Source organism: Duganella violaceipulchra (assembly GCF_019166075.1).
Lineage (GTDB): Bacteria > Pseudomonadota > Gammaproteobacteria > Burkholderiales > Burkholderiaceae_D > Rugamonas > Rugamonas violaceipulchra.
Genome location: NZ_JAHTGR010000005.1, coordinates 36,243 through 61,966 on the forward strand (window position 1 = coordinate 36,243; position 25,724 = coordinate 61,966).

Consider the following 25,724-nt stretch of genomic DNA (forward strand, 5'->3'; position numbering starts at 1 on the left):
CGTCGGGCGACGCGGCCGGGGCCGGCTGTGACGCTAGCGCGCCGGGCGCTTAGGGCACCGGATGGCCGTCGGTATCGATCTTGCGCACTTCGCCCAGGTTCAGGGCGCGCACACCGGCTTCCACCTTGCTCATATCGCCCACCACCAGCCAGGTCAGCTTGCCCGGCGTGATGGTGCGCGCCGCCAGCGCGTTGGCCTGCGCCGGCGTCATCGCCAGCACGGTGCCGGTGAAGGTGTTGAAGTAGTCGGCCGGCAGCTGGTATTGCAGGATGGTGCCGTAGGCGCCGGCCAGCTGGCCGGCGGTCTCGAACGAGCCCGGCAGGCGCAGGGTTTCGTTTTCCTGCGCGCTGCTCAGCTCAGCCGCGGTGATCGGCTTGGCGCCGGCGATGTTGGCGTACTCCTGCACCAGTTCCTGCAAGGCCGCGCCGGTCTTGTCGGTCTGCACCGGCGAGGTGCTCAGGTACAGGCGCTGACCCACGGCCGGCTGCAGGCCGGCGTTCACGCCATACGACCAGTGCTTGTCTTCGCGCAGGTTCATATTGATGCGCGAGCTGAAGCTGCCGCCGAAGATGTTGTTGACCACTTGCAGCGGCACCGCTTCCGGCGCGTTGCGCGGCGGCGCCAGCTGCGCGGCGTAGATCACGCTTTGCAGCGCGCCCGGCTTGTCCATCAGGTAGACCACCGGCTGGTCGGCCGGCGCGACCTGGGCCACGTTCTTCTTGGGCACCGCGCCGGCCTTCCAGCCGCCGAAGGTTTTTTCCAGCAGCGGCGTGATCTCCGCCAGCGTGGTGTCGCCCACCACCAGCAGGGTGGCGTTGTTGGGCTTGAACCAGGTCTGGTGGTACTTGACCAGGTCGTCGCGGGTCATGCGCGCCACGGCGGCCTCGGTGCCGGAGCCGGTCAGCGGCAGGCCGTAGGCGTGGCCCTGGCCGTAGATCAGGCCCGGCACCACGCGCAGCGCCATCAGTTGCGGATTGCTCTTCTCGCGCGCGATCGCCGCCAGCCGGTCCTTCTTCAAGCGGTCCAGCTCATTCTGGGCGTAGGCCGGATGCAGCAGCACGTCGGCGTAGATGTCCAGCGCCTTCGGCAGCGTGGCCTTGAGCGCGTTGAGCTGGACGAAGGCGCCGTCCAGGTTGCTGTAGGCCGAGTACTCGGCGCCCAGCGCCTCGAACTCTTCGCTGATCTTCAGCGAGCCGCGCGCCGGCGTGCCCTCTTCCAGCATGCGCAGCGACAGGCTGGCCAGGCCGGGCAGGTCCTGCGCATCGGACGCGTAGCCGGCGTCGACCATCATCGACAGGTTGACCACCGGCGCGCTGTGGCGCTCGGCCAGCACCACCTTCAGGCCGTTCGACAAGGTGGCGCTCTGCATGGCCGGCAGCTTCAGCGATTCAGGCTGGCCCAGGGCCGGCGCCGCGCTGCGGTCCAGCTTGGCGCCGGCGGACAGCTTGGTCGGGAAGGGCTGCACGTCCAGCACGTAGTCGCCATCGGCCAGCCATTCGTTCATGGCCTGCTTGACGGCGGCCGGCGTGGCCGCCTTGATGGCCTTCAGGTAGTCCTTGTAGCAGTCCGGGTAGCCGGTGTAGGTAGCGCAGGAAGCGAGCAGGTCGCTCTTGCCGCCGAAGCCGCCGACGCGCTCGACGATGCGGGTGTAGCGCGCCAGCAGCGCGGTCTTGGCGATCTCCAGTTCGGCCGCGCTGGGGCCGGACTTCATCAGCGCCCGCAGCTCTTCGTCGGCGGCCTGCTCCAGCTTGCGGGTGTCGAGGCCGGGACGGGCGGTCAGGGTCAGGTCGAACTGGCCGGCGATTTCCGACGAGTCGTTGCTGGCGCTGGCACTGGTGGCCAGCTGGTCCTTGTACACCAGGCGCTTGTAGAAGCGCGAGGTCTTGCCGCCGCCCAGCACGTGCGCGGCCAGGTCCAGCAGCGGCTCGGTGGCGGTGTTCGCGCCCGGCACGTTCCACACGCGGTAGATGCGCGCCTGCGGCACGCGGTCCTGCACGGTGCCGCGGTGGGTGCCGCTGCGCTTGGCGATCCACGCCTCATGCCTGGCCAGCGGCGGGCCGGCCGGGATCTCGCCGTAGTATTTCTCGACCTTCTCGCGCGCCTGTTCCGGCGTGATGTCGCCGGCCAGCACCAGGGTCACATTGTTGGGGCCGTAGTTGGTCTTGAACCATTCCTGCACGTCCGTCATCGAGGCCGCGTCCAGGTCCTTCATCGAGCCGATCACGGTCCACGAATACGGGTGGCCGGCCGGCCAGGTGTTTTCGGTCAGCAGCTGGTAGGCCACGCCGTAGGGCTGGTTCTCGCCCTGGCGCTTTTCGTTCTGCACCACGCCGCGCTGCAGGTCCAGCTTCTTCTGGTCCAGCACGCCGAGCAGGTGGCCCATGCGGTCGCTCTCGGCGAACAGGGTGTAGTCCAGCATCGAGGTCGGCACGTTCTCGAAATAGTTGGTGCGGTCGGTGTTGGTGGTGCCGTTCAGGTTGGTCGCGCCGATGCGCTCCATGGCGTTGATGAAGGTGCCCTGGTTGAAGTGGTCGCTGCCGCTGAACATCAGGTGTTCGAACAGGTGGGCGAAGCCGGTCTTGCCGGCCTTCTCGTTCTTGGAACCGACGTGGTACCAGGTGTTGACCGCCACCACCGGCGTCTTGTGGTCTTCATGGACCAGCACGGTGAGGCCGTTGTTCAGCACGAACTTGGTGTACGCGATATCGGGGATGGCGATATCGGATTTGACGGACTTGGCCGGCTCGGCCGCGTGCAGCGCGCCGCCGGCGGACAACAGCGCGATCGAAGCCGCCAGGATGGTGCGGCGTAGTGACAGGGTCATGCGGAATCTCCTCGGTAGGGAAAGGCAGGCTGCAAAAAAAAGCGCACCGGCATTGAAGCGGGTGCGCAAGCATTCTATTGCTTTTTAGTTAAATTGGCGACTATTTGCGCTTGGCCGAGCTGGCGTCGCGGATGGCGCGGAATTCGGCGTCCTGGGCCCAGTTCGGCCACGCGCCGGAATCGGCCAGATCGCGGCCCAGGCCGTACAACAGGCCGAGGTCGTGCGCCATGCCGGTGAACGGCCAGGCCGCGCTCCACTCGTCCGATGGCTGGTGGTAGTTGTTGCTGTTGTAGTCCTCTTCCGCCTTGTGGCCGGCCGCCTGGCCGCCGTCGATCCAGTCGTCGCCGGAGCCGAAGGAAATCGCCGGCACGCCGCGCTTGGCGAACGGGAAGTGGTCGGAGCGGAAGAAGTGGCCCGCCTCCGGTTTCGGATCGGGCGCGTAGGCCATGTCCATCTGCTTGGCCTTGGCGATCAGCTGGTCCAGCAGGTCCAGCTTGGCGCTGCCGGAGATGGTGAAGTTGCGCGCCGGGCCGTAGGGGCTGAGCGCATCCATGTTGATCACGCCGGCCGTCTCGGCCAGCGGATACAGCGGATAGGCGGCGTAGTACTCGGAGCCGAGCAAGCCCTTCTCTTCGGCCGTCACCGCCAGGAACACCACGCTGCGTTGCGGCGCCGGCGCCTTGCCGTAGGCGCGCGCCAGTTCCAGCAGGGCGGCGATGCCGGTGGCGTTGTCGACCGCGCCGTTGTAGATCTTGTCGCCCCTGGCGTCCGGCAGGCCGACGCCCAGGTGGTCCCAGTGGGCGCTGTAGAGCACCGTCTGTTCCGGCGCGCTGCTGCCGATCACGCGGCCGGCCACATTCTTCGACACGATGGTCTGGGCGTCGACCGCGTAGCTGGCGCTCAGGTTCACGCCCTTCAGTTGCACCGGCTTGAAGTTGCGGGTCTGCGCCAGCTTCTTCAGCGCCTCGAAGTCCTGGCCGCCGCGCTTGAACAGGTCGACCGCGAGGTCGCGCTGTATCCACGCCTCCATCGGCGCGTGCGCCATGGCCGGCTGCTTGCGCACGATGTCGTACATGACGTTGGTGTTGGAGTTCTTCACCGTGGCCCAGCCGTAGGAGGCCGGCGCGGTCTCGTGCACGATGATGGTGCCCAGCGCGCCGCGGCGCGCCATCTCCTCATACTTGTAGGTCCAGCGGCCGTAGTAGGTCATGGCCTTGCCGCCGAAGTCGCCGATGCCGGTCTCGAAATCGGGATCGTTGATCAGCACCACGGCCAGCTTGCCGCGCAGGTCGAAGCCCTTGAAGTCGTCCCACTTGCGCTCGGGCGCGTTGACGCCGTAGCCGACGAACACCAGCGGCGCGTTGCGGAAGTCGACCTGCTTGCTACCGTTCATGGCGGCGCGCACGGCCATGTCGTCGCCCTGTTTGAGTTCCTGCCGGGTGGCGCCGTCGCTGAGCACCAGCTTGACCGGGCCCTTGATTTCAAAGCGGCCCAGCGGCACATCCTGGGTCCAGCTGCGCTGGGTCTTCTGGCCTTTGAGCAGGTCGCCGGCCGGCTGCAGCCCGGCGGCCTTGAACTGCTCGATCAGGTAGTTGACGGTCTTGGTTTCGCCGGCCGTGTTCGGGCCGCGGCCCTCGTATTCATCCGACGCCAGCACTTTGACGTCTTGCGACAAATGCCTGGCATCGAACTCCGGAACGCTGGCTGCCTGTGCGGTAGCGGCGGCGACCAGCGAACAAATGAGCATGGTGTTTTTCAAATCTGTCTCCGATTTATTTTAATTAAAACTGCGAGGCAATACTGACATGAAATCAACTCACCGGCAATCATGCAGGCGCATGCCGGGCGTACCGTTTCAGCCACACCGCACACGGTTTGAAATAATTACCAAATACGCAATTATTTCCTGTAGGATATGGCCTTTCTAACAAGGAGTGACGATGCGCCGTGTCCTGACCGCCCTGTGGTGCCTGATCCTGTGCGCAGCGCTGCCGGCCGGCGCCGCCGACACGCCACCGGAGCAGTTGTTGGCGGGCTTGCATTTCCAGACCGGCAAGGTCACGCTGCCGGGCGGCATCGCCACCTTGGACCTGCCGCCGCACTTCCGCTATCTGAATCCGCAAGACAGCCACAAGCTGCTGGTCGACGGCTGGGGCAATCCGCCGGGCGCGCCGACCCTGGGCATGCTCTTGCCGACCAATGTGGATCCCCTGGGCGCGACCGGCTGGGGCGTGATCGTCAGCTATGAACGGGGCGGCCACGTGCGCGACGACGACGCCGGCGGCATCGACTACGCCGAGCTGCTGGCGCAGTTGAAGGACGCGGTGGCCGACAACAACACCGCGCGCCGCGAGCAGGGCTACGCGGCGATAACCTTGATCGGCTGGGCCGAGCAGCCCCGCTACGACGCGGCGCGGCACCAGCTGTTCTGGGCCAAGGAATTGCACACCGAGGGCAGCAACGAGAACGGCCTGAACTACCACATCCGGGTGCTGGGCCGCGAAGGCGTGCTGGTGCTCAACGCCGTGGCCGGCATGGACCAGATCGCGCAGGTCAGCAGCGAGATGCGGAACGTCACCGCCTTCACCGATTTCACGCCGGGCAAGCGCTACGCCGACTTCGACGGCAAGACCGACAAGCTGGCCGACTACGGCCTGGCGGCGCTGGTGGCCGGCGCCGTCGCGGCCAAGCCGGGCCTGTTCGGCAAGCTGGTCGCGCTGATGCTGGCGTTCAAGAAAGTCATCCTGGTCGCGCTGGCGGCCGGCGGCGCCTGGCTGTACTACCTGCTCGGCCGCCGGGCCGGGTCGCCGGCGGTCAGACCAGTCCGGTCAGGTAGTACACCGCGATGACGAAGAACACCGCCGTGGTCTTGATCAGCGTGATGGCGAAGATCTCCCGGTAGGATTCGCGGTGGGTCAGGCCGGTGACCGCCAGCAGCGTGATGACGGCGCCGTTGTGCGGCAAGGTGTCCATGCCGCCGCTGGCCATCGCCACCACCCGGTGCAGCACCTCCAGCGGAATATTGGCCGCCTGCGCACCCTTGACGAAGGCGTCCGCCATCGCCGCCAGCGCGATGCTCATGCCGCCCGAGGCCGAGCCGGTGATGCCGGCCAGCGAGCTGACCGACACCGCCGCGTTCACCAGCGGATTGGGCACGCTGCGCAAGGCGTCGCTGACCACCAGGAAGCCCGGCAGCGAAGCGATGACGCCGCCGAAGCCGTACTCGGAGGCGGTGTTCATCGCCGCCAGCAGCGCGCCGCCGACCGCGGCCTTGGTGCCCTCGGCGAAGGTGCCGCGGATGCGGCCGAAGGCGGTCGCCACCACCAGCAGGATGCCCAGCAACAGCGCGCCCTCCACCGCCCAGATGCCGATGACGGTCTTGACCGGCACCGCCACCGGCGCGTGCAGGCCGGGCAGCGCTTCGATGGTCAGCGCGTAGCTGTCGCCGTACCAGCCGGGGATCAGCTTGGTCAGCATGAAGTTGGCCACGCCCACCAGCAGCAGCGGCGCCACCGACAGCAGCGGATGCGGCAAGCCGGTGCTGGCGGCGCGCACGGTGTCCTTGGCGGCGCTGGCGCCATAGCCCTCGCCCTTGGCCATGGCCGCGCGGCGGCGCCATTCCAGGAAGCTCAGGCCGACCACCAGGATGAACAGCGAGCCGATCACGCCCAGCCACGGCGCCGCCCAGCCGGTGGTCTTGAAGAAGGTGGTGGGGATGATGTTCTGGATTTGCGGCGTGCCCGGCAGCGAGTCCATGGTGAACGAGAACGCCCCCAGCGCGATCGCGCCCGGCATCAGCCGCTTGGGGATGTTGCTCTGGCGGTAGAGCTCGGCGGCGAAGGGATAGACCGCGAACACCACCACGAACAACGACACGCCGCCATACGTCAACAAGGCGCACACGGCGACGATGACGGCGTTGGCGCGCGAGCGGCCGATGTACCTGATCGCCGCCACCACGATGGCTTCGGAAAAGCCGGACAGCTCGATCAGCTTGCCGAACACCGCGCCCAGCAGGAACACCGGGAAGTACAGCTTGACGAAGCCGACCATCTTCTCCATGAAGATGCCGCTGAACACCGGCGCCACCGCGCCCGGATCGGTCAGCAGCACCGCCCCCAGCGCCGCCACCGGCGCGAACAGGATGACGCTGTAGCCGCGATACGCGGCCAACATCAGGAACACCAGTGCGGCAAGCACGATCAGGAAGGACATGCGGACTCCTTTCGTTCAATTGGAATCGGCTCATTGTAGAGATAAACCGGCGGCGGCGTAGCTGGCCTGAAAGCAGAGCGCGCACTATGCCAGCGGAGGCGCCGGGTGCGGCGGTGCAGCATTGACGCTGGTCAAACACACTGCGATACTGAATCATCGCAGCCCTTGCCTGACGCCATGACCGCACTCAAAGCCTCGCTCAAGAGCGGGGGCAAGTTCTCGCTCAACTGGAGTTATCTCAACGCGATTGCCAACGGGGTGTCGGCAATCGACCTGGGGGCGCTGGCGTTGCGCAATCTGCACGACGCCCACCAGTTCGTGCGCGAGTACGGCTTCGACCTGGACCAGCCCGCCGCGACCGCCTTGATCCAGCGCGCCCACCGCGAGGCCATCGATTTCATCACCGGCAGCTTCCTCACGCCCGAGCAGGCGGCGCTGATTCCGGCCGACGTCAGCCACCCCGACGACCCGCTGCAACTGCTGGTGTACGCCTCGCTGCGCGGCCAGCATGTGGACGTGCGGCGCATGTGGTCGTGCGCGGTGCTGAAGGTCATGCACGGCATCTTCTACATCGACAACAATCTCAAGCTGCGCCACTTCCACGCCATCCGTGCCCAGGTGTTCGGCTCGCTGGACGAGGTGATACGCCACGACGGCGACCGCCACTACCTGACCGACGGCGAAGTCTGCCTGCCGATGCTGCACTACGACCGCAAGGACAACAAGGGCCGCGGCAGCATCCTGCTCAAGCTGCTGCAAAAAGCCGCCTACCTGGCGGCCGACATCTTCGACCACCTGGGCGTGCGGCTGGTGTTCGCCACCCGCTTCGAATGCCTGCTGGCGCTGCGCACGCTGCAGCGGGCGCACCTGCTGTCGGTCACCAACGTCGACGCCGAGCGCACCCGCAACACCCTGCTGGACCTGGAGGCGGCCAAGCTGATCTTCAACAAATACCGCGCCCGGCTCGAGCACAGCGACGAGTATCCGGCAGAACTGCTGCAAACCATGGACGCCGAACTGGCCGAGCTGGCGCAGCCGCAGACCCGCTGCGACAATCCGCACAGCGGCAGCGGCTTCAACAGCATCCAGGTCACGGTGCGCAAGATGATCCACGTACAGCAGCTCGACGCCGGGCCGGAGCAGGACTACGACGTCGGTTTCTTCTTCGAGTACGAGATCCAGCTGATGGACGAGGCCAGCTACCAGCGCAGCCTGACCGGCCCGGCCAGCCACGACGCCTACAAGAAACGCCAGCTCGACACCGCCCGCACCCGCGTGTTCGGCCGGGAGCTGCTGCGCTGGATCGAACAGCAGGTTGCAAACTAGACAATATCCGAGCCAGCGCTTAAGATGATGCCCTTTCCGAAAAAGGCCATCATGTTACGTCACGTTTCCCTCCTGAGTATTGCCGCCTTGTTGACCGCCTGTGGCGGCGGTGGCGGCGCCTCCAACGCCTCCACCGCGCCGATAATCGACACCCGTCCAGCGGCGCAGCCGACGCTGTCGCTGGGCGACTTCTATTCCTACAAAGGGACCAGCACGAGCGACGTCACCGGCACGCCGATCGGCACGCCCTACTCGTACACCAACGTCGTAACCGCGGTGGAAACGAGCGGGGCCTGGACCGAGATCAGCGTGGATGACGGCCCGTCAACGCCGTACACACAGGAGCACTTCCTGGCCGACAGCGGTGGCGACGGCGACCGCTCCGTCCAGAACGGCTGTACACACAACTTCCAGTCGACTTACAGCGCCAAGCAGCGCGAACTGGTGGTCGGCGCCAGCTGGACCCGCAACATAGTCGGCACCGTTGAGGGCGATTGCGGCAAGAGCCCGATGACGTCCGGCAGCGTGAACACCACCGTGCTCGCGCTGGAATCGGTGACGGTGGCGGCGGGTACTTTCAAGACGGCGAAAGTGTCCATCCGCGCCAGCTACAAGTATGCCTCCGGTGGAGCCATCGCCGATGAAAGCACCAGCTGGCTCGACACGATCAGCGGCCGCCGCATCAAAACCAGTACCAGCAGAATCCACACCACGCAGTCTGGCCGAGTCGACACGTCCAGCTTCGTCACAGAACTGCAAGGCTATGCGCAGGCCGGGACCGGACGCAGCCTGCTCAATGTGCAGCGCTTCGCCGGCGACTGGACCGGCTCCTTCGCGGGCCCCGACAACGGCAGCTGCACCGGCCAGGTCTCCCTCGACGGTGTACTGGACGCCAGCTGCGCCGGCGGCCAGTTCACCATCCATGGCCTGATCGACGCCTATGGCAACGTGACGTTCTCGCTGAGCGCGGGCGGCAGTACGGGCCCCTCGTTCAGCGGCAGGTTCGACTCGCCGCTGAGCATCCATGGCACGTGGAGCAAGCCGGGCGGCGGCACCGGCACCTGGCAGCTGAGCCACCTGTAAGCAGGCCAGCGGTGCGCCGCTGTTCCGCCTGGGGCTCTACCATGGAGTTTTAGGCGGAGGAAGCGGCGATGCGCAAGCTAGTCCAAGCATGGCTGCTGGCCGCGGCGCTGGCCGGCGCCGCCCACGGCCAGGACGCCGCGCCGCCGCGCGTGACGGTCACGGCCACGCGCGACCCGGTCGATAAATCCTACCGCAAGATGATCGCCGGCACGCAGCGCTTCGCGCGCGAGCATGCGCTGGCGCCGCAGGCCACGCTGCGCTTCGAACTGCTGCCGCGCCTGCCCACCACCCGGCTAGCCGGCATCACCCTGCGCGTGGCCGGCGACACCGTGTCGCTGCCGGTGCCGGTGGCGCCCGACCACACCTTCACCTTGGAACTCAACGCCCAGGCGCTGAAGGAAGACGCGGCCCTGGTCGCCCGCAGCGAAGCGCTGCCGTTCGACCTGCTGTACGCCGGCGGCACGCAGACGCCGGCCACCCTGCCCTTCTGCGATTGCCAGGTACTGCTGGACCGCAGCTTCTACGCGCCGCTGTGGGATCACGGCTGGTCCGACGACACGCTGCTGGAGTTGAGCTACCAGGACGATCCGCCCGGCGCCGCCGACATCGCCGTGGCCGACGACCACCGCAGCACGCAGCAGATGCAGGCCGCGCTGGGGCCGGCCAGCGTGATCCGCTTCGACAGCGGCTACCAGGTGTGGCGCTACCGCTATCCGTCGCTCAGGCCGGCCAAGGATGGCGAGGCGCATTATGCCGATTTCGTCATCCTGTTCGGCCCGGACCGGATGGCGCGCAAGGCGCGCTGGAGCGAGCGCTTGTAAAGCCTGCCGGACAGGATCATGATGTGGACATGAAAACCTACCTCCTCCCCCTGCGGCTGGCCGCCGCCGGCGCGCTGATGATGATCGCCACCGCCTGCGGCAGCGCGCCGCCCGCCCCGCCAAGCACCGCATCGCTGTGGCAAAAAATCCAGGCCCAGAACGCCGACACCGGCTGCGACCGCGACAGCCAATGCCACAGCATCGCCGTCGGCGCCAAGGCTTGCGGCGGACCGGAGCGCTACATCGCCTGGTCCGAGCGCGCGCAGGATGGCGCACAGCTCAAGCAGCTGGTCGCGCAACACGCGGCCGCCCGCGTCGAGGAAGACAAGCGCAGCCACGTGCTGTCGAACTGCATGCTGGCGGTGGACCCCGGCGCCGTCTGCCGCGCCGGCCGCTGCGTGCTGAACCTGGAAAACGCCCAGCCATAAAAAAACCCGCGGGCATTGCGGCGCGCGGGTCGTTTTTCAGCTGTCGATGTTAGTTGACGGTCATCGCCTTCTTGATGGCCACGCAACGTTCGTCTTCCTGATGGGTCACCAGCAGCGCGCGCCGGGTGCCGGCCGACAAGTCCTTCAACTTGCCCACCGCCGCCTGCAGGCGCTGCACGCTGGCCGGCGTGCAGCTGGCCGGTATCATCATGTTGGCATAGGAGCGCATGAAGACCGGGCCGGCGGCCTGGTCGACCTGCGCCAGCTGCGCCAGGCGCGAATTGGCGCTCAGCTCGCTCAACGCGCCCTGCTCAGGCGGATACATATTCTCCATCGCCCGGCGGATCTTCGAGAACGGCAGCTTGGTTTGCGGGTCGGTGATCTGGGCCAGCCATTCGGCCTTGACCTTGGCGTCCGGCTGGACCACGGTCGCACCCAGCGCGGCGGCCTGGCCGCTGTCGGACTGGTCGCGCTCCTGTTCCGCCGCCAGCAAGGCCGCCGCGCCCGGATGGGCGTAGCGGTTCAGGCGGTTGACGATGTCCCAGCGCACGTCCTGGCTGACGTTCAGGCCCGGCACCACCAACTTGCCGTTGAGGATGTCGGCCAGCTGGGCCAGCGCGGCCGGGGTGCTGGCGATGTCCAGATAGGTCGCGAACCAGCGGCGCTGGAAGTTGTGGTCGCCGCTGGCGGCCTGGGTGGCGGCGAACGCCATCTGCTCCAGCTGCGTCGCCATCTGCCCTTGGTAGCCGGACGCCGACGGTCCCATCTCATCGAGGTAGGCCCTGGCGCTGCGGATCTTGCTGGTGACGTCGCCCAGCAGCGTGTAGTCCTTCTCGCCCGGCGCGTTGGCCAGCGCGGTGTTCAGGAACTCGTTGAGCGGCAGCTTGGCGGCGCGCACGCCGTCCCACAGGCTTTGCCACAGCATCGAGCGCAGCAGCGGATCGTCCACCTTGGCCAGGCTGGACTGCGCGGTGGCGAAGGATTTCTTGTCCAGCTGCACTTGCGCGTAGCCCCAGTCCTGGTAGTTCGGATAGACCAGGTCCGGGCAGGCCGCGCCCGCCAGTTCCGGCACGGCGGTGTTGGCGCCCTGGTAGGTGACGGCGACGTTCTTGCCCAGCTTCAGTCCGTCCGCGCCCAGGTTGAACAGGGCGAGCTGCACGCGCTGTTCGCGCAGCGTCGGCATCGCCTTGCTTGGCGCGCTCTGGCGCAGATTGAATTTGCTGATCTTGCCGCCGGCGCAGCTGAATTCGGCCGCGATGGTGTTCACGCCCGGCTCGTACAGCCACTGCCTGGTCCAGCCGCTCAAATCGCGGTGCGCGGCCTCGCCCAGGCTGCCGATGAAGTCGTCCAGTCTGGCGTTCTGGTACGAGTACTTGACCAGGTAGTTGTGCACGCCCTGGCGGAACACTTCCTCGCCCAGCAGGTGGCGCAGCTGCTTCAGGGTCGACGCGCCCTTGGAGTAGGTGATGGCGTCGATGTTGTCGAAGGCGTTGGCGGTGGACGGCACCGGCGTTTCGATCGCGTGCGTGGTCACGCGCTGGTCCTGCACGTAGGCGCCCTGCTTGGCGCCCGAGTAGAAGCCCTGCCATGCGTTGCTGAACTCGGTCGATTCGGCCGTGGCCAGCGTGCCCATGAAGGAGGCGAAGCTTTCGTTGAGCCACAGGCCGTTCCACCACTTCATGGTCACCAGGTCGCCGAACCACTGGTGCGCCATCTCGTGCATGATGACGCCGGCCAGGCTTTGCTTCTGCGCCGCCGTCATCTCGTCCTGGTACAGGAAGCCGCGTTCGGCGAAGGTGATCGCGGCCGCGTTTTCCATCGCGCCGTACAGGAAGTCCGGCACCAGCAGCTGGTCGTATTTCTCGAACTGGTAGGGCACGCCGAAGTACTGGTCAAAAAACTTCAGGCCGCGCCGGGTGTAGTTGAACCAGTCCTGCGGCGACACCTGCGACGCCACCGACTGGCGCGCGAACAAACGCATCGGGTACGGGCCGCCGTGGTCTTCCCACACCTTGTACGGGCCGGCGTGCATGGCGAAGTTGTACGAGCTCAGCTTCTTGGTGCGCGGGAAGGTCCAGCGTTTGGTGTTGCCGATGTCCTGGATGCCGGTCTCGCGCTTGGTCGACGACACCACCCAGTCGGCCGGCGCGGTGACGGTGATCTCATACGTGCCCTTCAGGTCGGGCTGGTCGAACACCGGGAACATCTGGTGCGCGGCGGCCGGCTCGAAGTGCGAGTAGGTGTAGACGCGGTTGTCGACCGGGTCGACCATGCGGTGCAAGCCCTCGCCGTTGGTGCTGTGCAGGCGCGTGTAGCTGATGGTGACGCTGTTGCGCCCGGCCTTCAGCTCGCTCGCGGCAATGGTGATGAACCACTGGTTGTATTGCGGCGCCACTTCCTTGCCGTTGACGTTCAGGCTGAGGATGGTGGCCTTGTCGAGGTCGATCGTCAGCGGCGCGCCGGCGTCGCTCAGGTCGAAGCCCAGCGTGGTGGTGCCGGAGAAGGTTTCCTTGCCGGTCAGCGTGAAGTCCAGCGTGTAGTCGACATTGGCCACGCGCGCCGAGCGGGCGGCGGCGTCGGCTTGCGACAGGAAGGCGTTCTCGGCGCGCGGAGCCGCTGGTGCGGCAGCGGCCTGCGCGGCGCCGTAGGCCAGCGCGATGGCGGCCACGATCATGTATTTTTTCATCGGTGTTCCTTGAATGAGGCAACGCCCGCAGTGGTTGCGGGCGTTGCATCGTTAAACTGGATTTATTTTTTGAGGTAGGTATCGAGCCAGTCGATCACCGTGTGGTGCCACAGCAGCGAGTTGGCCGGCTTCAGCACCCAGTGGTTTTCATCCGGGAACATCAGCAGCTGGCTCGGGATGCCGCGCCGTTGCAGCGCGGTGAAGGTGCCCAGGCCCTGCGTGGTCGGGATGCGGAAGTCCAGGTCGCCCTGCACCACCAGCATCGGCGTCTTCCAGTTCTTCACCTTCAGCGCCGGGTTGAACTTCTCGTGCAGTTCCGGCACGTCGTAGTAGGCGCCGCCGTTTTCCCATTCGGTGAACCAGATCTCTTCGGTGGCGTAGGCCATGCCGCGCGTGTCGAACACGCCGTCATGGTTAACGATGCACTTGAAGCCGTCGGCCCAGTTGCCTTCGATCCAGTTCATCATGAAGCCGCCGTAGGACGCGCCCAGCGCGCAGCTGCGCTCGCGGTCCAGCCACGGGAACTTCTGCACCGCCGCGGCCAGGCCTTTTTGCAGGTCTTCCAGCGGCTTGCCGCCCCAGTCGCCGCTGATCGAATCGGTGAACTTCTGGCCGTAGCCGGTCGAGCCGTGGAAGTCGATGAACACGGTGGCGTAGCCGGCGCCGGCGTACACCTGCGGATTCCAGCGATAGCTCCACGAGTTGCCGAAGCTGCCCTGCGGGCCGCCGTGCACCAGGAAGGCGATCGGGTACTTCACGCCGGGCTGGGCGTTCCAAGGCTTCATCACGTGACCGTAGACGGTCTCGCCGTTGGCGCCGGTGAAGGAGAACTGCTCGTACTCGCCGAACTTGACGTCGGCCAGCGCCTGCGCGTTCTGCGTGGTCAGCTGCTGCGCCTTGTCGGCCGTGCCACCGAGCTTGAACTTGAACAGCTGCGCGCCGGACGCCAGGTTGGCCTGCGCCATGACGACCGTGTCGCGCGCGACGTCGAAGCCGCTGACGTAGCCGTTGCCGGTCAGCGCCGTCACCTTGCCGCTGGCGGCGTCGATGGCGAACAGCCGGTGCTGGCCGATGTCGTCGGCGGTCGCCAGCAGCGTCTTGCTGTCCGGGGTCCAGCGGTAGTCGGCGATCGAGCGGTCCCAGCTGTCGGCGACGGTGCGCTTCTTGCCGCTGGCGACGTCGAGCAGCACCAGGTGGTAGCGGTCGGCCTCGAAGGTCGGCTTGTCCATCGCCAGGTAGGCCAGGGTCTTGCCGTCCGGCGAGTAGATCGCCCTGGTGTCCCAGGCCGGGTTGTCGGCGGTCAGGTTCTTGGGCGCGCCGCCTTCGGCCGCCACGGTGTAGACGTCGAAGTTGGTCGACCAGGCCTCGGTCTTGCCGGCGATGCGGGCCGAGAACACCACGGTCTTGCCGTCCGGGCTGAAATGGTATTCGTCGTGGTCGCCGAAGGGCTTGGACGGCACGTCGCCGTCGAGCATGCCGGACAGGCTGACCGGCTGCGCGCTGACCTTGCCGCTGGCGTCGATAGGCGCCGCGTACAGCACGTTGGTGCGGCCATCGGCCCAGGTGTCCCAGTGACGCACGAACAGCTTGTCGTAGACCTTGCCGCTGGCCTTGGCCTTGCCCTGCGTATCGAGGCGCGCCTTGCTGCAGGCCAGGTCGGCGCAATCGCGGAACACGGCCAGGCTCAGCGCCAGACGGTCGCCCTGCGGCGACAGGCGGAAGTTTTCCACGTCCAGCGCCAGGTCGGTCACGCGCGCCGCCTCGCCGCCGGCCAGCGGCAAGCGCCACACCTGCTGCGCGCCGGAACGGGCCGACAGGAAGTAGACCGCGTCGCCGGCGGGTGACCATTCGGGATCGCTGCTGCTGGCGTCGGCCTGGGTCAGGCGCACCGGCGCGGCCTTGGGCGCGCGCAGGTCCAGCATCCACAGCTGGGTGTTGCCGCGGTTCTTGTCCAGGTTGGTGGAGCGCACGGTGTAGACGACACGGGTGGCGTCCGGCGACAGCACAGGGCTGCCGACGCGCTCCATCTTGACCATGTCTTCAACGGTAAAGCCGCGCGGCGCGGCCCAGGCATTGGACGCCGCGATCGCGGTCCCCAACAGCAGCAGTGATAGTCTCATTCGGTGATCTCCGACGTTATAAGAAAAATACCGGCTGGTGGCCGGCTGCCGGCATGATACCAAGATCGCAGTGCAGCAAGCAAAACTGTTACCCGGCTGTTACTTGCGGATACATCGCCCGGACGCCTTGCAACGGCCGCAGAAACAATGCTTGACTTTTTTAAGACGACCGGTCATATTTAGCGCATGGCTAAACCACACGTCAAAGAGCAAATCGTCACCGCCGGCTTGAACCTGCTGCACAGCAGGGGCTTCAACGCCACCAGCGTCCAGGACATCACGGAAGCTGCCGCAGTGCCGAAGGGTTCGTTCTACAACCACTTCGCCAGCAAGGAAGCGCTGGGGCTGGAAGTATTGCAGCGCTACCGCGCGGCGGCGGCCGGCTATCTCGACGTGCTGGACGACGCCAGCCAGGCGCCCAAGGCCAGGCTGCGGGCGTATTTCGACTTGCTGATCGGCGCCAACACCGCGACCGACTACAACTGCGGCTGCCTGCTGGGCAATTTCAGCAGCGAGCTGTCGACCCAGATCCCGGCCATGCGCGACGCACTGCACCTGGCCTACGACGAATGGGCGGCCGCCCTGACGGGGGTCATCGCCGAAGGCCAGCGCGACGGCAGCATCGCCGCCCCGCAGCCGGCGCTGGAGCTGGCCCATTTCGTCATCGACGCCTGGCAGGGCGCGGTGCTGCACGCGAAGGCGTCCCACAGCCGCGCGCCGCTGGACCGTTACGCCGACATGGTGCTGAACCGTATTTTGCTGTGATGCTTTTTTTTCGGCCATTTTTAAGATGACCGGTCATATTGTTTTTTGATCTTACCCACTGAAAGGAATCACCATGAACTTCAAAGATGCTGTCGTCTTCATCACCGGCGCCAACCGCGGCCTGGGCAAGGCGCTGGCGCAAGCGGCCCTCGCCGCCGGCGCGCGCAAGGTGTACGCGGGCGCCCGCGATCCCGCCACCGTCACGCTGGCCGGCGTGACGCCGGTCAAGATCGACGTCACCAACGGCGCCGACATCGCCGCCGCCGCGCAGGCCCTGCCCGACGTGACCATCCTGATCAACAACGCCGGCATCTTCACCGGCAGCGGCGTCTCCACGCCGGACGCGGTCGCCTCGGCGCGCGCCGAACTGGAGACCAACCTGTTCGGGCCGATGGCGCTGAGCCAGGCCTTCGCCGCCACGCTCAAGCGCAACGGCGGCGGCGCCATCGTCAACGTGCTGTCGGCGCTGAGCTGGATCAGCCTGCCGACCAGCGGCACCTACAGCGTCTCCAAGGCCGCCGCCTGGGCCCTGACCAACGGCCTGCGCGGCGAGCTGCAGGCGCAGAACACGCAGGTGCTGGGCGCCCACATGGGCTATATGGACACCGACATGACCGACGGCGTCGACGCGCCGAAAGCGGCCCCGGCCGACGTCGCGCTGGCCATCGTCACCGCGCTGGAGGCGGGCCAGGACGAAGTGCTGGCCGACGACACCGCGCGCCAGGTCAAACAGGGCTTCACCGCACCGCGCAGCGCCTACCTGGGCCAGCCGCGCGCGGCCTGATAGCCACCGCAGCGCAGCAATCTGGCCGCGGTGAAACATCGGCGTGGCCAGATACAAAATATTTTTGATCGACGCAATAAATCACGTATTTTCAACGTCAAAATGGGTGCATAATTTCCTACTCAGTCAGGAAGAGACCGCACGTTCACGACCGGCATGGCGTGTAGTCAACTCGTTTTCCCCGCCGGTAATCTTCGCGATTTTATTTCGATACTGTTATTGCCACACGACCAGTTGTGAACAATTGTAAATCGACGTTGAATGAGTCCGTCACCGCGCTAAGGTAGCAGCCTTCACCTCGGGCGCGTCCGTCATTCAACGCTTGCCGCGCAGCCGAAGTCAGACGAAATACGGGAAACGTTATGCTCACTGCCACCTATGTCTTATTGACACTATCCATCGAACAAAAAAAAGAACGCCACTTTATCGCCCGTCTGCTGCAATACGTGCAGTCGATCGCGCGCCGCCCGCAGGAAATCGATCCTGTGTTCATCGAATCCCAGCTCAAGGAACTGACCACCTTTGCCGAGACGCGCCACCAGCGCAAGGTCGAGGTGTGCCTGATGCCGGCCGTGCGCGCGGCCGACGCCAGTTGCGGCGCGCTGATGAACGACCTCGAATCGCTGAGCCGGCTCGGCGGCGCCATGCTCAACGCCGTGCACAAATGCCTGCGCCGCGCCATGCGCCGCAGCGCTACGCAAGGCAAGTTCCTGTGCCGCACGGTGGACCTGTATTGCCAGAACCTGCTCAAGCGCCTCGACAAGGAAGAACAGGAGTTGCTGCCGCTGGCGCAGAAAGTGATCTCCAGCGAAGAATGGTTCGAGATCGGCAGCCAGTTCCTGGCGCAGGAAGACAACGGCGCCGCCACCCAGCCGGAGCTGCGTCCGCGCCGCGCCCGCATCTACGACCTGGGCTCCGGCGCGGCGGCGGCCTGAGCGCGGCGACGAAGCACTGTTGTTTTGAGTTCCGACGCGCGCCGCTAAAGCTTGCCTAAGCAATATCGTGCAGATAATATCGTCTGCATGCAGACCCATACCGCCACCGTACTGCACCTTCGCGGCGCCGCCGGCATGGACGCCATTTATCGCAAGATCAGCTGGCGCCTGCTGCCACTGCTGATGCTGTGCTACGCGGTCGCCTGCCTGGACCGCATCAACCTCGGCTACGCACAAGGGCGGATGCAGGCCAGCCTGGCGTTCGACGACCAGGTCTATGCCTGGGGCGCCGGCCTGTTCTTCGCCGGCTGCTGCCTGTTCGCCCTGCCCGCCAACCTACTGCTGGAAAAAACCGGCGCCCGCCGCACCTTGCTGCGCCTGATGCTGGGCTGGGGCGTGGTGTCGGCCGCCGCCGCCTTCGTCCGCACACCGTTCCAGCTGTACGCGCTGCGCTTCGCGCTGGGCGCGTTCCAAGCCGGCTTCTTTCCCGGCGTGATCCTCTACCTCTGCTGGTGGTATCCGGCGCCGCGCCGCGCGCGCGCGTTCGCGGTGTTCGCCTCGGCCGCGCTGCTGGCCGGCGTCGCCGCCGGTCCGCTGTGCGACGCCACGCTGGCCGTCCTGCAGGGCGTGGCCGGCCTGCAAGGCTGGCAATGGCTGCTGCTGTCGCAAGGCCTGCCGGCCGTGCTGCTGGGCGCCGTCGTCTACAGCTATCTGGATGAACGTCCCGACGATGCCGGTTGGCTGTCGCCGTTCGAACAGCTGATGGTCGAGCAGGACCTGGAACGCGACGAAGCTCAGCTGCAGGCGGCCCTGGCTCCCGGCCAGCCGGCGCCGGACGACGCCGCGCCGCCCGCCACCTCCACCGCCGACATCATCGCCTCGCTGCTGCGCGAGCGTGCCCTGTGCCTGCTGGCCGCCGCCAACCTGCTGCTGATCGGCGCCAGCTACGCGCTGCTGTCCTGGGCGCCGGCGCTGATGCAGCGCTGGGCCGAAGCAAGCCATATGCAGCCTGGCCTGCTGGCCGCCGCCCCCAGTCTGGCGGGAGTGGTCGGCATGATCGCCATCGGTTACGACTCGGACCGCCGGCGCGAGCGGCGCGGCCACTTCGTCGCCTGCATGGTGCTGGCCGCCGGCGGCCTGGCGCTGGCCCTGGCCGCCAACGACGGCATGGCCTGGTCGCTGGCCGGACTGGTGCTGGCGTCGCTGGGCATCGCCTCGGCGGCGCCGCTGCTGATCGCCATCGTCACAGATTTGTTGTCGCGCCGGCGGGCGCCGGCCGGCATCGCGCTGGTGCTCAGTTTCGGCCTGCTGGGCGGGGCGTTCGCGCCGGTACTGAGCGCGCGCCTGCTGGCGTGGGGCGGCAGCGCCGCCATGCTGGCCGTGCTGATCGCCATGACCCTGGCGGCCGGCGCCATCCTGTTGCTGGCCTTGCGGCTGGCGCCACGCCACGGCGGCCCGGACGCGCGCCATGGCAGCAGCGACAAGATGGCCCGCAACTGAAGATTTAAGCATTACAGGTCACTGAGGCTTGGGCTAGAATCGTGGTCGCGTCGCGATCCGACGCTCCCGTTCACCCAACCTCAAAGCGAAACTACCGATGCGTTTTGTCTTGCCTTTCTTAGCCGCCGCCATGGCCGGCTCGTTCGCCGCCAGCGCCGGCGCAGCATCCATCACCGGCGCCACCCCGATCACGCTGGACCAGGCGATGGCCAACCCCGACTGGATCGGCAATCCGGTGGAAGCCGCATGGTGGGGCTGGGATAGCCGCCAGGTCTACTACAAGCAGAAACGCGCCGGCTCGCCGCTGCGCGACACCTTCCAGATCGCCGCCGGCGCGGCCAAACTGGTCGACGACAAGCAGCTGGCCAACCTGGACGCCGCCGCGCCGGTCTACAACCGTGACCACACGCGCGCCATCCTGCTGCGCAACGGCGACCTGTTCGAACGCGACCTGAAGACCGGCGCGCTGACGCAGATCCTGCGCGGCACCACGCCGGCCGTCGATCCGCAGTATGCCGCCGACGGCGCCCACGTGCAGTTCCGCGTCGGCGCCGACTGGTTCAGCTGGAACCGCGCCGAGCGCCTGGTGTCGCCGGTGGCGCTGCTGCGCACCGCCAAGGACCCGGACGCCGCGCCGGACGCCGACAGCCGCCGCGACCTGCAACTGCGCCTGCTGTCCACGCTGGCGCGCCTGAAGGAAGAAAAGGACGCCACGCGCGACCGCCGCAACGCCGAACGCAGCGCCGACCCGACGCGCGCACCGCTGCCGGTCTACCTCGGCGAGAAGGTCGTCATCGACACCAGCGCGCTGTCGCCGGACGGCCACTACCTACTGGTGGTCACCAGCGCCAAGGACGGCGACAAGCGCCGCGTCGGCAAGCTGGCCAAGTACGTGACCGAATCGGGCTACGAAGAAAGCGACGACCAGCGCAAGCGCGTCAGCGACACCGGCCCGCTGCCGCAGCAACTGAAACTGGTTGAACTGTCGACCCGCAAGGTGACCGAGCTGTCGTTCGACACCCTGCCCGGCATCGCCGTCGACCCGCTGGCCGAACTGCGCGCGGCGCACAAGCTCGACCCGCTCAAGGGCAATCGCGGCCTGCGCTTCGAAAACCGCGAAGACTCGATCCGCTGGAGCACCAACGGCGCGCAGGTCGCCGTGATGGCGCAGGCGATCGACAACAAGGACCGCTGGATCGCCACCGTCGACCTGGCCGGCGCCAAACTGAAACCGGTGCACCACCTGAGCGACGCCGCCTGGGTCAGCAACCGCGGCAACGATTTCGGCTGGCAGCCGGACAACAGCACGCTGTGGTACCAGTCGGAGGAAAGCGGTTACGCCCACTTGTACACGCAAACGGCTGACGGCAAAGCACGCGCACTGACCTCCGGGCGGTGGGAAGCCAGCGAGATCGAATGGAACGCCGACGGCAGCATCGTCTACTTCCTGTGCAATCCCAAACTGCCGGGCACCTACGAGGTATGCTCCGCCTCCACCAAGGACGGCGCCTTGCACGAACTGACCTCGCTGGGCGGCGTCGAGAGCTTCGCGCTGTCGCCGGACGGTCGCAAGCTGCTGGTGCGCTACTCCAGCGCCTACATGCCGACGCAGATCGCCACCGTCGCCAGCAGCGGCGGCGCCGCCACCCAGCTGACCGACACCCGCAGCGCCGACTTCAAGGCGCGCGAGTGGATCACGCCGCAAATCGTCGCCGTGCCGTCCACCCATGGCGCCGATCCGGTGTGGGCCAAGCTGTATCGCCCGGCCACGCTGGAAGCTGGTAAAAAATATCCGGTGGTGATGTTCGTGCACGGCGCGGGCTATCTGCAAAACGTCAGCAAGCGTTACCCGGTCTACTTCCGCGAGCAGATGTTCCACAACCTGCTGGTGGAAAAAGGCTACATCGTGCTGGACATGGACTACCGCGCCTCGCTCGGCTACGGCAGCAAATGGCGCACCGCGATCTACCGCCAGATGGGCCACCCGGAACTGGAAGACTACATCGACGGCTTGAACTGGATGGTGGCCAACCAGCAGGGCGATCCTAAGAACGTCGGCATCTACGGCGGCAGCTACGGCGGCTTCATGACCTTCATGGCGCTGCTGCGCGCACCGGAGCAGTTCAAGTCCGGCGCCGCGCTGCGTCCCGTGTCCGACTGGACCACCTACAACCACGAGTACACCGCCAACATCCTCAACACGCCGGAGCTGGACCCGGACGCCTACAAGATTTCGTCGCCGATCGAATACGCCGACAAGCTGCAAGGCAATCTGCTGATCGCCCACGGCATGATCGACGATAACGTGTTCTTCCAGGACTCGGTGCGCATGGCGCAACGCTTCATCGAACTGAAAAAGGATAACTGGGAACTGGCGCCGTATCCGCTGGAGCGTCACGGCTTCGTGCATCCGGAAAGCTGGTACGACGAATACCGCCGCATCTATCAGCTGTTTGAACGCACGCTGAAACCATAAGGAACTTCATGAAAAAGCTTGCCGCCCTGCTGCCGCTGGTAGCACTGATGCATGGACCGCTCGCGGCCCATGCCGACACCACCGGCGTGAAACACCCGGCCTGGTCCCGCAGTTCCAACATCTACGAAGTGAACCTGCGCCAGTACAGCAAGGAAGGCACGCTGAACGCCTTCTCCGCCACGCTGCCGCGCCTCAAGCAGATGGGCGTGGACATCGTGTGGCTGATGCCGATCCACCCGATCGGCCAGCAAAACCGCAAGGGCACGCTGGGCAGCTACTACGCGGTGAAGGACTACGCCGCCGTCAGCCCGGACTACGGCAGCATGGACGACCTGCGCAAGCTGGTGAAGCAGGCGCATGCGCTGGGCATGCACGTGATCCTGGACTGGGTGGGCAACCACACGGCCTGGGACCATCCTTGGGCCACCCAGCATCCCGACTGGTACAAGAAGAACAACAAGGGCGAAATCCACTCCGTCACCTTCAAGAACGAAACGGGCGGCACGGAGGAATGGACCGACGTGATCGGCCTCGATTACGGCAACAAGGAGCTGTGGAAGGGCATGACCGACGCGATGGCGTTCTGGGTGCGCGAGGCCGGCATCGACGGCTTCCGCTGCGACGCCGCCGGCCTGGTGCCGACCGAATTCTGGAACCAGGCGCGCGCGCAACTCGACAAGATCAAGCCGGTGTTCATGCTGGCGGAGTGGAACGAGCCGGCGCTGCACGAGAAGGCCTTCGACGCCAGCTACGACTGGCCGCTCAACGAGATCATGAAAAAGATCGGCAAGGGCCAGGCCGGAGCGGCTGAACTGAAAGCCTTTGTGGCCAATCCGCCCAAGGCGTATCCGCGCGACGCCTACCGCCTGCAGTTCACCAACAACCACGACATCAATTCGTGGCAGGGCACGGACAAGGAGCTGTACGGCCCGGCCTACGGCGCGATGGCGGTGCTGAGCTACACCCTGCCCGGCATCCCGCTGGTCTACAACGGACAGGAGGCACGGCTGGACAAGAAGCTGGAATTCTTCGAGAAAGATCCGGTCGACTGGAAGAGCTACGAGCTGGAAGGCTTCTACGCCGGCCTGAATCAGCTGAAGAAGGAAAACCAGGCGCTGTGGAACGGCGCCAGCGGCGGCGTGGTGCAGCTGCTCGACGTCGGCAACGAGCAGCTGTTTGCGTTCAAGCGCACGCAGGGCAAGAACAGCGTGCGGGTGATCGTCAACCCGACCGCCACCCTGCAGAAGTACAAGCTGGCCGGCGACGAAGGCCCGGCCGTGCTCAAGCCGTGGCGCTGGCGCATCGTCGTGCCCGAATAAGCGCTACTCGGTGGCCAGGCGCTTGCCCAGGCGGTACAGGTACTCCTGGCCATCGTACAGCGACTTCACGCGGATATGTTCATTCAAGCCGTGCGCGCCGCTGCCTTCCGGGCCGCCGAACATGCCGCTGATACCGTAGGTCCAGATGCCGCCGCTGTTGAGGAAGCGGCCGTCGGTGCCGCCGGTCGACATGGTCGGGATCACCGGCACGCCCGGCCACATATCGTTGCTGATCTCTTCCACTGCGTTCATCAGGGCCGGCGTCAACGGCGGCATCGGCGCGCTCAGGCCCTCGCCGATGCGGGTGATCTTGATCTGGTCGTCGGCCAGCACGCGTTGCAGCGTGGCCTGCACATCATCGACCTTCTCGTCCGGCAGGATGCGGCAGTTGACGGTGGCGCGGGCGCGCTGCGGCAGCGCGTTGTCGGCATGGCCGGCATCGACCTTGGTCGCCACGCAGGTGGTGCGCACAGTCGAGTTGTGCACCGGGCTGACCGCGTACAGGCGCTCCAGCGCGGCCGCGTCGGGCGGATCGCTGAGGATGGCCTTCATGTCGGCAGCGACCTGGCCCTGCTCCACGCTGGACATCCGTTCGTAATAGGCGCGCGTGACGGCCGACAGCTTGAACGGGAAGGCGAACTGCCCCAGGCGCGACAGGCCGTCGGCCAGGTGGTAGATGGCGTTGTCGCGATACGGGGCCGAGCTGTGGCCGCCGGGATTGGTCACTTCCAGCTGGAAGGTCTGGTAGATTTTTTCGCCGGCCTGGATGCCGTGGCGCACCGGCTTGCCCTGCTTGTCCAGCAGGCCGCTGCCGCCTTCGTTCAGCGCGATCTCGGCGTCGATCAGCGCGCGGTGGTGGTTGAACAGGTATTCGGCGCCGTCGAATTTGCTGGGCACCATTTCCTCGTCACAGGTCAGGGCCATGATGACGTCGCGCTTGGGCGCCAGCTTTTCCTTTTTGTAGCGGATCATGTTGGCGACGAAGGACGCGGCCATGGCCTTGTCGTCGGAGGCGCCGCGCGCGTAGAACATGCCGTCTTCCTCGACCAGCTTAAACGGATCGCGCACCCAGTCGGCGCGGTTGGCCTCGACCACGTCGATGTGGGCCAGCAGCAGCAGCGGCTTCTTGCTGCCGTCGCCCTTGATGCGCGCCACCAGGTTGCCTTTGGCCGGGCCGCCCGGCGGCACGATCAGGTGCAGGTCGGCGTCCTGATAGCCGGCCGCTTTCAGGCGCTTGGCCATCTTGTTGGCCGCCACCGTGCAGGAGCCGGTCGAATTGGTGGTATTGGTTTCCACCAGTTCCTGGTAAATCTCGCGCATCTGTTTTTGTACCGGCGTCAAATCGGCGCCATGCGCCGCGCCCGCCACCGTCAATCCCGCCACCAGCCAAGTCGCCCGCTTCATAGTGTCCCTATCGAGGTCATGCCAAAGCGACTAAATTTATACCCATGAAATGTTACTGTCAATAAAAGTGCTGTCGGGGCCTTGCCAAACCCCTGGGAGCGTCTGCTATAATTGCGGCCCTTGGCCTGGTAGCTCAGTTGGTAGAGCAGAGGATTGAAAATCCTTGTGTCGGTGGTTCGATTCCGCCCCGGGCCACCAAGAACATACCTCACGTAACGCCCACTCATGCAAGTGGGCGTTGTCGTTTCTGGGGACGTCACGACGGCCCCAGCCGCCTGCGGTTTACGGCACTGACGCAGCTCATCCGCAGCATACTTAAAGGTCGCTATGTTTGCTTATCGTGCTCCGATAAACGGCATACAATATGGCGATCCTGTCCTTCAAGTGTAAGCAGACCAAAAAGCTGTTTGAAGGAAAGGTAGTGCCCCGGTTCGCAAACGTCCGAACCAGTGCGGAACGGAAGCTCCAGCTACTGGACAGTGCAGTCACCTTGGATTTCCTGCGCTCTCCGCCAGGAAATCATCTGGAGGCGCTCGGCGGCGAGCGCCAAGGCGAGTACAGCATTCGAGTCAATGCGCAGTTCAGAATCTGCTTCGTCTGGACATCAGACGGGCCAACAGACGTGGAAATCATTGATTATCACTAACCGATCCAGGCTGTGAAATGACAAAGAATGAGCTGCGCCCCATCCATCCCGGCGAAATCTTGCGGGAGGAGTTTCTTGCCCCGCTAGGGATGACGCCATATGCGCTGTCGAAGGCGCTTCATGTGACGCCATCGCACATCAATAACATCGTCAACGAAAAACGTGGCGTCACCGCGGATACCGCGCTGCGGCTCGCGCGCTACTTCGGTGGCGATCCGCAATCATGGCTCAACCTGCAACAGGCATATGATTTGAAAATGGCCGCCAGGCCGGCAATGAAGAAAATTATCGATGAGATCGAGCCGCGTAACGTCGGAAGCGACAACGGCCAAGCATTGGCAGCGTGAACGCTGGAGAGCCGACACAAGTCTTGAAAATCCTTGCGGCACACC

At 65.9% G+C, this 25,724-nt stretch carries 19 protein-coding genes and 1 tRNA gene; 14 read left to right on the plus strand and 6 right to left on the minus strand.

Annotated elements, in window-relative coordinates; all coding sequences use genetic code 11:
• Window positions 1-49 precede the first annotated feature (49 nt).
• Both KVP70_RS11035 and KVP70_RS11040 read right to left on the minus strand, forming a co-directional pair.
• Window positions 50-2,824, minus strand: a complete 2,775-nt coding sequence (locus tag KVP70_RS11035) for a M16 family metallopeptidase (RefSeq protein WP_217942217.1) — start codon at window positions 2,822-2,824, stop codon at window positions 50-52.
• Window positions 2,825-2,924: 100 nt separating this feature from the next.
• The gene (locus KVP70_RS11040; RefSeq protein WP_217942561.1) at window positions 2,925-4,571 is read right to left on the minus strand and encodes a M28 family metallopeptidase; all 1,647 of its coding nucleotides are present in this window, start codon (window positions 4,569-4,571) and stop codon (window positions 2,925-2,927) included.
• A 193-nt stretch (window positions 4,572-4,764) separates the two neighbouring features.
• Between KVP70_RS11040 and KVP70_RS11045 the strand changes: the two genes are divergently transcribed.
• Window positions 4,765-5,673, plus strand: coding sequence for a DUF2167 domain-containing protein (locus KVP70_RS11045; protein WP_217942218.1), 909 nt, complete (start codon window positions 4,765-4,767; stop codon window positions 5,671-5,673).
• On the opposite strand, the gene KVP70_RS11050 is transcribed toward KVP70_RS11045, so the two are convergent.
• Window positions 5,639-7,039, minus strand: coding sequence for a GntP family permease (locus KVP70_RS11050; protein ID WP_217942219.1), 1,401 nt, complete (start codon window positions 7,037-7,039; stop codon window positions 5,639-5,641). The genes KVP70_RS11045 and KVP70_RS11050 overlap by 35 nt on opposite strands.
• Before the next feature lie 177 nt (window positions 7,040-7,216).
• On the opposite strand from KVP70_RS11050, the gene KVP70_RS11055 reads away from it, so the two are divergent.
• The 4 genes from KVP70_RS11055 to KVP70_RS11070 all read left to right on the plus strand — a co-directional run bounded on the left by KVP70_RS11055 (window position 7,217) and on the right by KVP70_RS11070 (window position 10,697).
• Window positions 7,217-8,365: a TIGR04552 family protein gene (locus KVP70_RS11055; protein ID WP_217942220.1), complete on the plus strand. Its 1,149-nt coding sequence runs from the start codon at window positions 7,217-7,219 to the stop codon at window positions 8,363-8,365.
• 51 nt (window positions 8,366-8,416) lie between these two features.
• Window positions 8,417-9,448, plus strand: coding sequence for a hypothetical protein (locus KVP70_RS11060; protein WP_217942221.1), 1,032 nt, complete (start codon window positions 8,417-8,419; stop codon window positions 9,446-9,448).
• A gap of 68 nt (window positions 9,449-9,516) precedes the next feature.
• Entirely contained in the window at window positions 9,517-10,269 is a 753-nt protein-coding gene (locus KVP70_RS11065) for a hypothetical protein (protein WP_217942222.1), read from the plus strand.
• Window positions 10,270-10,298: 29 nt separating this feature from the next.
• The gene (locus tag KVP70_RS11070; RefSeq protein WP_217942223.1) at window positions 10,299-10,697 is read left to right on the plus strand and encodes a hypothetical protein; all 399 of its coding nucleotides are present in this window, start codon (window positions 10,299-10,301) and stop codon (window positions 10,695-10,697) included.
• Between the two features lie 49 nt (window positions 10,698-10,746).
• Here KVP70_RS11070 and pepN read toward each other — a convergent pair whose 3' ends face one another.
• Both pepN and KVP70_RS11080 read right to left on the minus strand, forming a co-directional pair.
• Entirely contained in the window at window positions 10,747-13,383 is a 2,637-nt protein-coding gene (gene pepN / locus KVP70_RS11075; protein ID WP_217942224.1) for an aminopeptidase N, read from the minus strand.
• A gap of 62 nt (window positions 13,384-13,445) precedes the next feature.
• The gene (locus KVP70_RS11080) at window positions 13,446-15,503 is read right to left on the minus strand and encodes a S9 family peptidase (protein WP_217942225.1); all 2,058 of its coding nucleotides are present in this window, start codon (window positions 15,501-15,503) and stop codon (window positions 13,446-13,448) included.
• A gap of 186 nt (window positions 15,504-15,689) precedes the next feature.
• On the opposite strand from KVP70_RS11080, the gene KVP70_RS11085 reads away from it, so the two are divergent.
• The 6 genes from KVP70_RS11085 to KVP70_RS11110 all read left to right on the plus strand — a co-directional run bounded on the left by KVP70_RS11085 (window position 15,690) and on the right by KVP70_RS11110 (window position 23,282).
• Window positions 15,690-16,268 carry a TetR/AcrR family transcriptional regulator gene (locus KVP70_RS11085; RefSeq protein WP_217942226.1) on the plus strand — a complete coding sequence of 193 codons (579 nt, stop codon included), beginning with the start codon at window positions 15,690-15,692 and terminating at the stop codon, window positions 16,266-16,268.
• Window positions 16,269-16,341: 73 nt separating this feature from the next.
• A complete protein-coding gene (locus KVP70_RS11090; RefSeq protein WP_217942227.1) occupies window positions 16,342-17,052 on the plus strand; it encodes an SDR family oxidoreductase in 711 nt (236 codons plus the stop codon).
• 362 nt (window positions 17,053-17,414) lie between these two features.
• A complete protein-coding gene (locus KVP70_RS11095; RefSeq protein WP_020704644.1) occupies window positions 17,415-17,987 on the plus strand; it encodes a hemerythrin domain-containing protein in 573 nt (190 codons plus the stop codon).
• Window positions 17,988-18,074: 87 nt separating this feature from the next.
• The gene (locus tag KVP70_RS11100; RefSeq protein WP_217942228.1) at window positions 18,075-19,487 is read left to right on the plus strand and encodes an MFS transporter; all 1,413 of its coding nucleotides are present in this window, start codon (window positions 18,075-18,077) and stop codon (window positions 19,485-19,487) included.
• A gap of 130 nt (window positions 19,488-19,617) precedes the next feature.
• Window positions 19,618-21,963 carry a S9 family peptidase gene (locus KVP70_RS11105; RefSeq protein WP_217942562.1) on the plus strand — a complete coding sequence of 782 codons (2,346 nt, stop codon included), beginning with the start codon at window positions 19,618-19,620 and terminating at the stop codon, window positions 21,961-21,963.
• Between the two features lie 8 nt (window positions 21,964-21,971).
• Window positions 21,972-23,282 (plus strand): alpha-amylase family glycosyl hydrolase, encoded by a 1,311-nt coding sequence (locus KVP70_RS11110; protein ID WP_217942229.1) that lies wholly within the window; start codon window positions 21,972-21,974, stop codon window positions 23,280-23,282.
• Window positions 23,283-23,285: 3 nt separating this feature from the next.
• Here the strand turns inward: KVP70_RS11110 and KVP70_RS11115 are convergent, their stop codons facing one another.
• The gene (locus tag KVP70_RS11115) at window positions 23,286-24,686 is read right to left on the minus strand and encodes a M20/M25/M40 family metallo-hydrolase (RefSeq protein ID WP_217942230.1); all 1,401 of its coding nucleotides are present in this window, start codon (window positions 24,684-24,686) and stop codon (window positions 23,286-23,288) included.
• 122 nt (window positions 24,687-24,808) lie between these two features.
• On the opposite strand from KVP70_RS11115, the gene KVP70_RS11120 reads away from it, so the two are divergent.
• The 3 genes from KVP70_RS11120 to KVP70_RS11130 all read left to right on the plus strand — a co-directional run bounded on the left by KVP70_RS11120 (window position 24,809) and on the right by KVP70_RS11130 (window position 25,679).
• Window positions 24,809-24,884, plus strand: a tRNA-Phe gene (locus KVP70_RS11120).
• Window positions 24,885-25,050: 166 nt separating this feature from the next.
• Window positions 25,051-25,332, plus strand: a complete 282-nt coding sequence (locus tag KVP70_RS11125; RefSeq protein WP_217942231.1) for a type II toxin-antitoxin system RelE/ParE family toxin — start codon at window positions 25,051-25,053, stop codon at window positions 25,330-25,332.
• A 17-nt stretch (window positions 25,333-25,349) separates the two neighbouring features.
• Window positions 25,350-25,679 carry a HigA family addiction module antitoxin gene (locus KVP70_RS11130; protein WP_217942232.1) on the plus strand — a complete coding sequence of 110 codons (330 nt, stop codon included), beginning with the start codon at window positions 25,350-25,352 and terminating at the stop codon, window positions 25,677-25,679.
• Window positions 25,680-25,724: the final 45 nt, after the last annotated feature.

Bases quoted from the DNA above. Each gene is read 5' to 3' on its own strand.
- KVP70_RS11070 (WP_217942223.1), top strand. From the start codon at position 10,299: ATGAAAACCTACCTCCTCCCCCTGCGGCTGGCCGCCGCCGGCGCGCTG.
- KVP70_RS11090 (WP_217942227.1), top strand. From the start codon at position 16,342: ATGAACTTCAAAGATGCTGTCGTCTTCATCACCGGCGCCAACCGCGGC.
- KVP70_RS11080 (WP_217942225.1), bottom strand. From the start codon at position 15,503: ATGAGACTATCACTGCTGCTGTTGGGGACCGCGATCGCGGCGTCCAAT.
- KVP70_RS11055 (WP_217942220.1), top strand. From the start codon at position 7,217: ATGACCGCACTCAAAGCCTCGCTCAAGAGCGGGGGCAAGTTCTCGCTC.
- KVP70_RS11060 (WP_217942221.1), top strand. From the start codon at position 8,417: ATGTTACGTCACGTTTCCCTCCTGAGTATTGCCGCCTTGTTGACCGCC.
- KVP70_RS11130 (WP_217942232.1), top strand. From the start codon at position 25,350: ATGACAAAGAATGAGCTGCGCCCCATCCATCCCGGCGAAATCTTGCGG.
- KVP70_RS11085 (WP_217942226.1), top strand. From the start codon at position 15,690: ATGGCTAAACCACACGTCAAAGAGCAAATCGTCACCGCCGGCTTGAAC.
- KVP70_RS11065 (WP_217942222.1), top strand. From the start codon at position 9,517: ATGCGCAAGCTAGTCCAAGCATGGCTGCTGGCCGCGGCGCTGGCCGGC.
- KVP70_RS11125 (WP_217942231.1), top strand. From the start codon at position 25,051: ATGGCGATCCTGTCCTTCAAGTGTAAGCAGACCAAAAAGCTGTTTGAA.
- KVP70_RS11095 (WP_020704644.1), top strand. From the start codon at position 17,415: ATGCTCACTGCCACCTATGTCTTATTGACACTATCCATCGAACAAAAA.
- KVP70_RS11040 (WP_217942561.1), bottom strand. From the start codon at position 4,571: ATGCTCATTTGTTCGCTGGTCGCCGCCGCTACCGCACAGGCAGCCAGC.
- KVP70_RS11100 (WP_217942228.1), top strand. From the start codon at position 18,075: ATGCAGACCCATACCGCCACCGTACTGCACCTTCGCGGCGCCGCCGGC.
- KVP70_RS11050 (WP_217942219.1), bottom strand. From the start codon at position 7,039: ATGTCCTTCCTGATCGTGCTTGCCGCACTGGTGTTCCTGATGTTGGCC.
- KVP70_RS11045 (WP_217942218.1), top strand. From the start codon at position 4,765: ATGCGCCGTGTCCTGACCGCCCTGTGGTGCCTGATCCTGTGCGCAGCG.
- pepN (WP_217942224.1), bottom strand. From the start codon at position 13,383: ATGAAAAAATACATGATCGTGGCCGCCATCGCGCTGGCCTACGGCGCC.
- KVP70_RS11105 (WP_217942562.1), top strand. From the start codon at position 19,618: ATGGCCGGCTCGTTCGCCGCCAGCGCCGGCGCAGCATCCATCACCGGC.
- KVP70_RS11110 (WP_217942229.1), top strand. From the start codon at position 21,972: ATGAAAAAGCTTGCCGCCCTGCTGCCGCTGGTAGCACTGATGCATGGA.
- KVP70_RS11115 (WP_217942230.1), bottom strand. From the start codon at position 24,686: ATGAAGCGGGCGACTTGGCTGGTGGCGGGATTGACGGTGGCGGGCGCG.
- KVP70_RS11035 (WP_217942217.1), bottom strand. From the start codon at position 2,824: ATGACCCTGTCACTACGCCGCACCATCCTGGCGGCTTCGATCGCGCTG.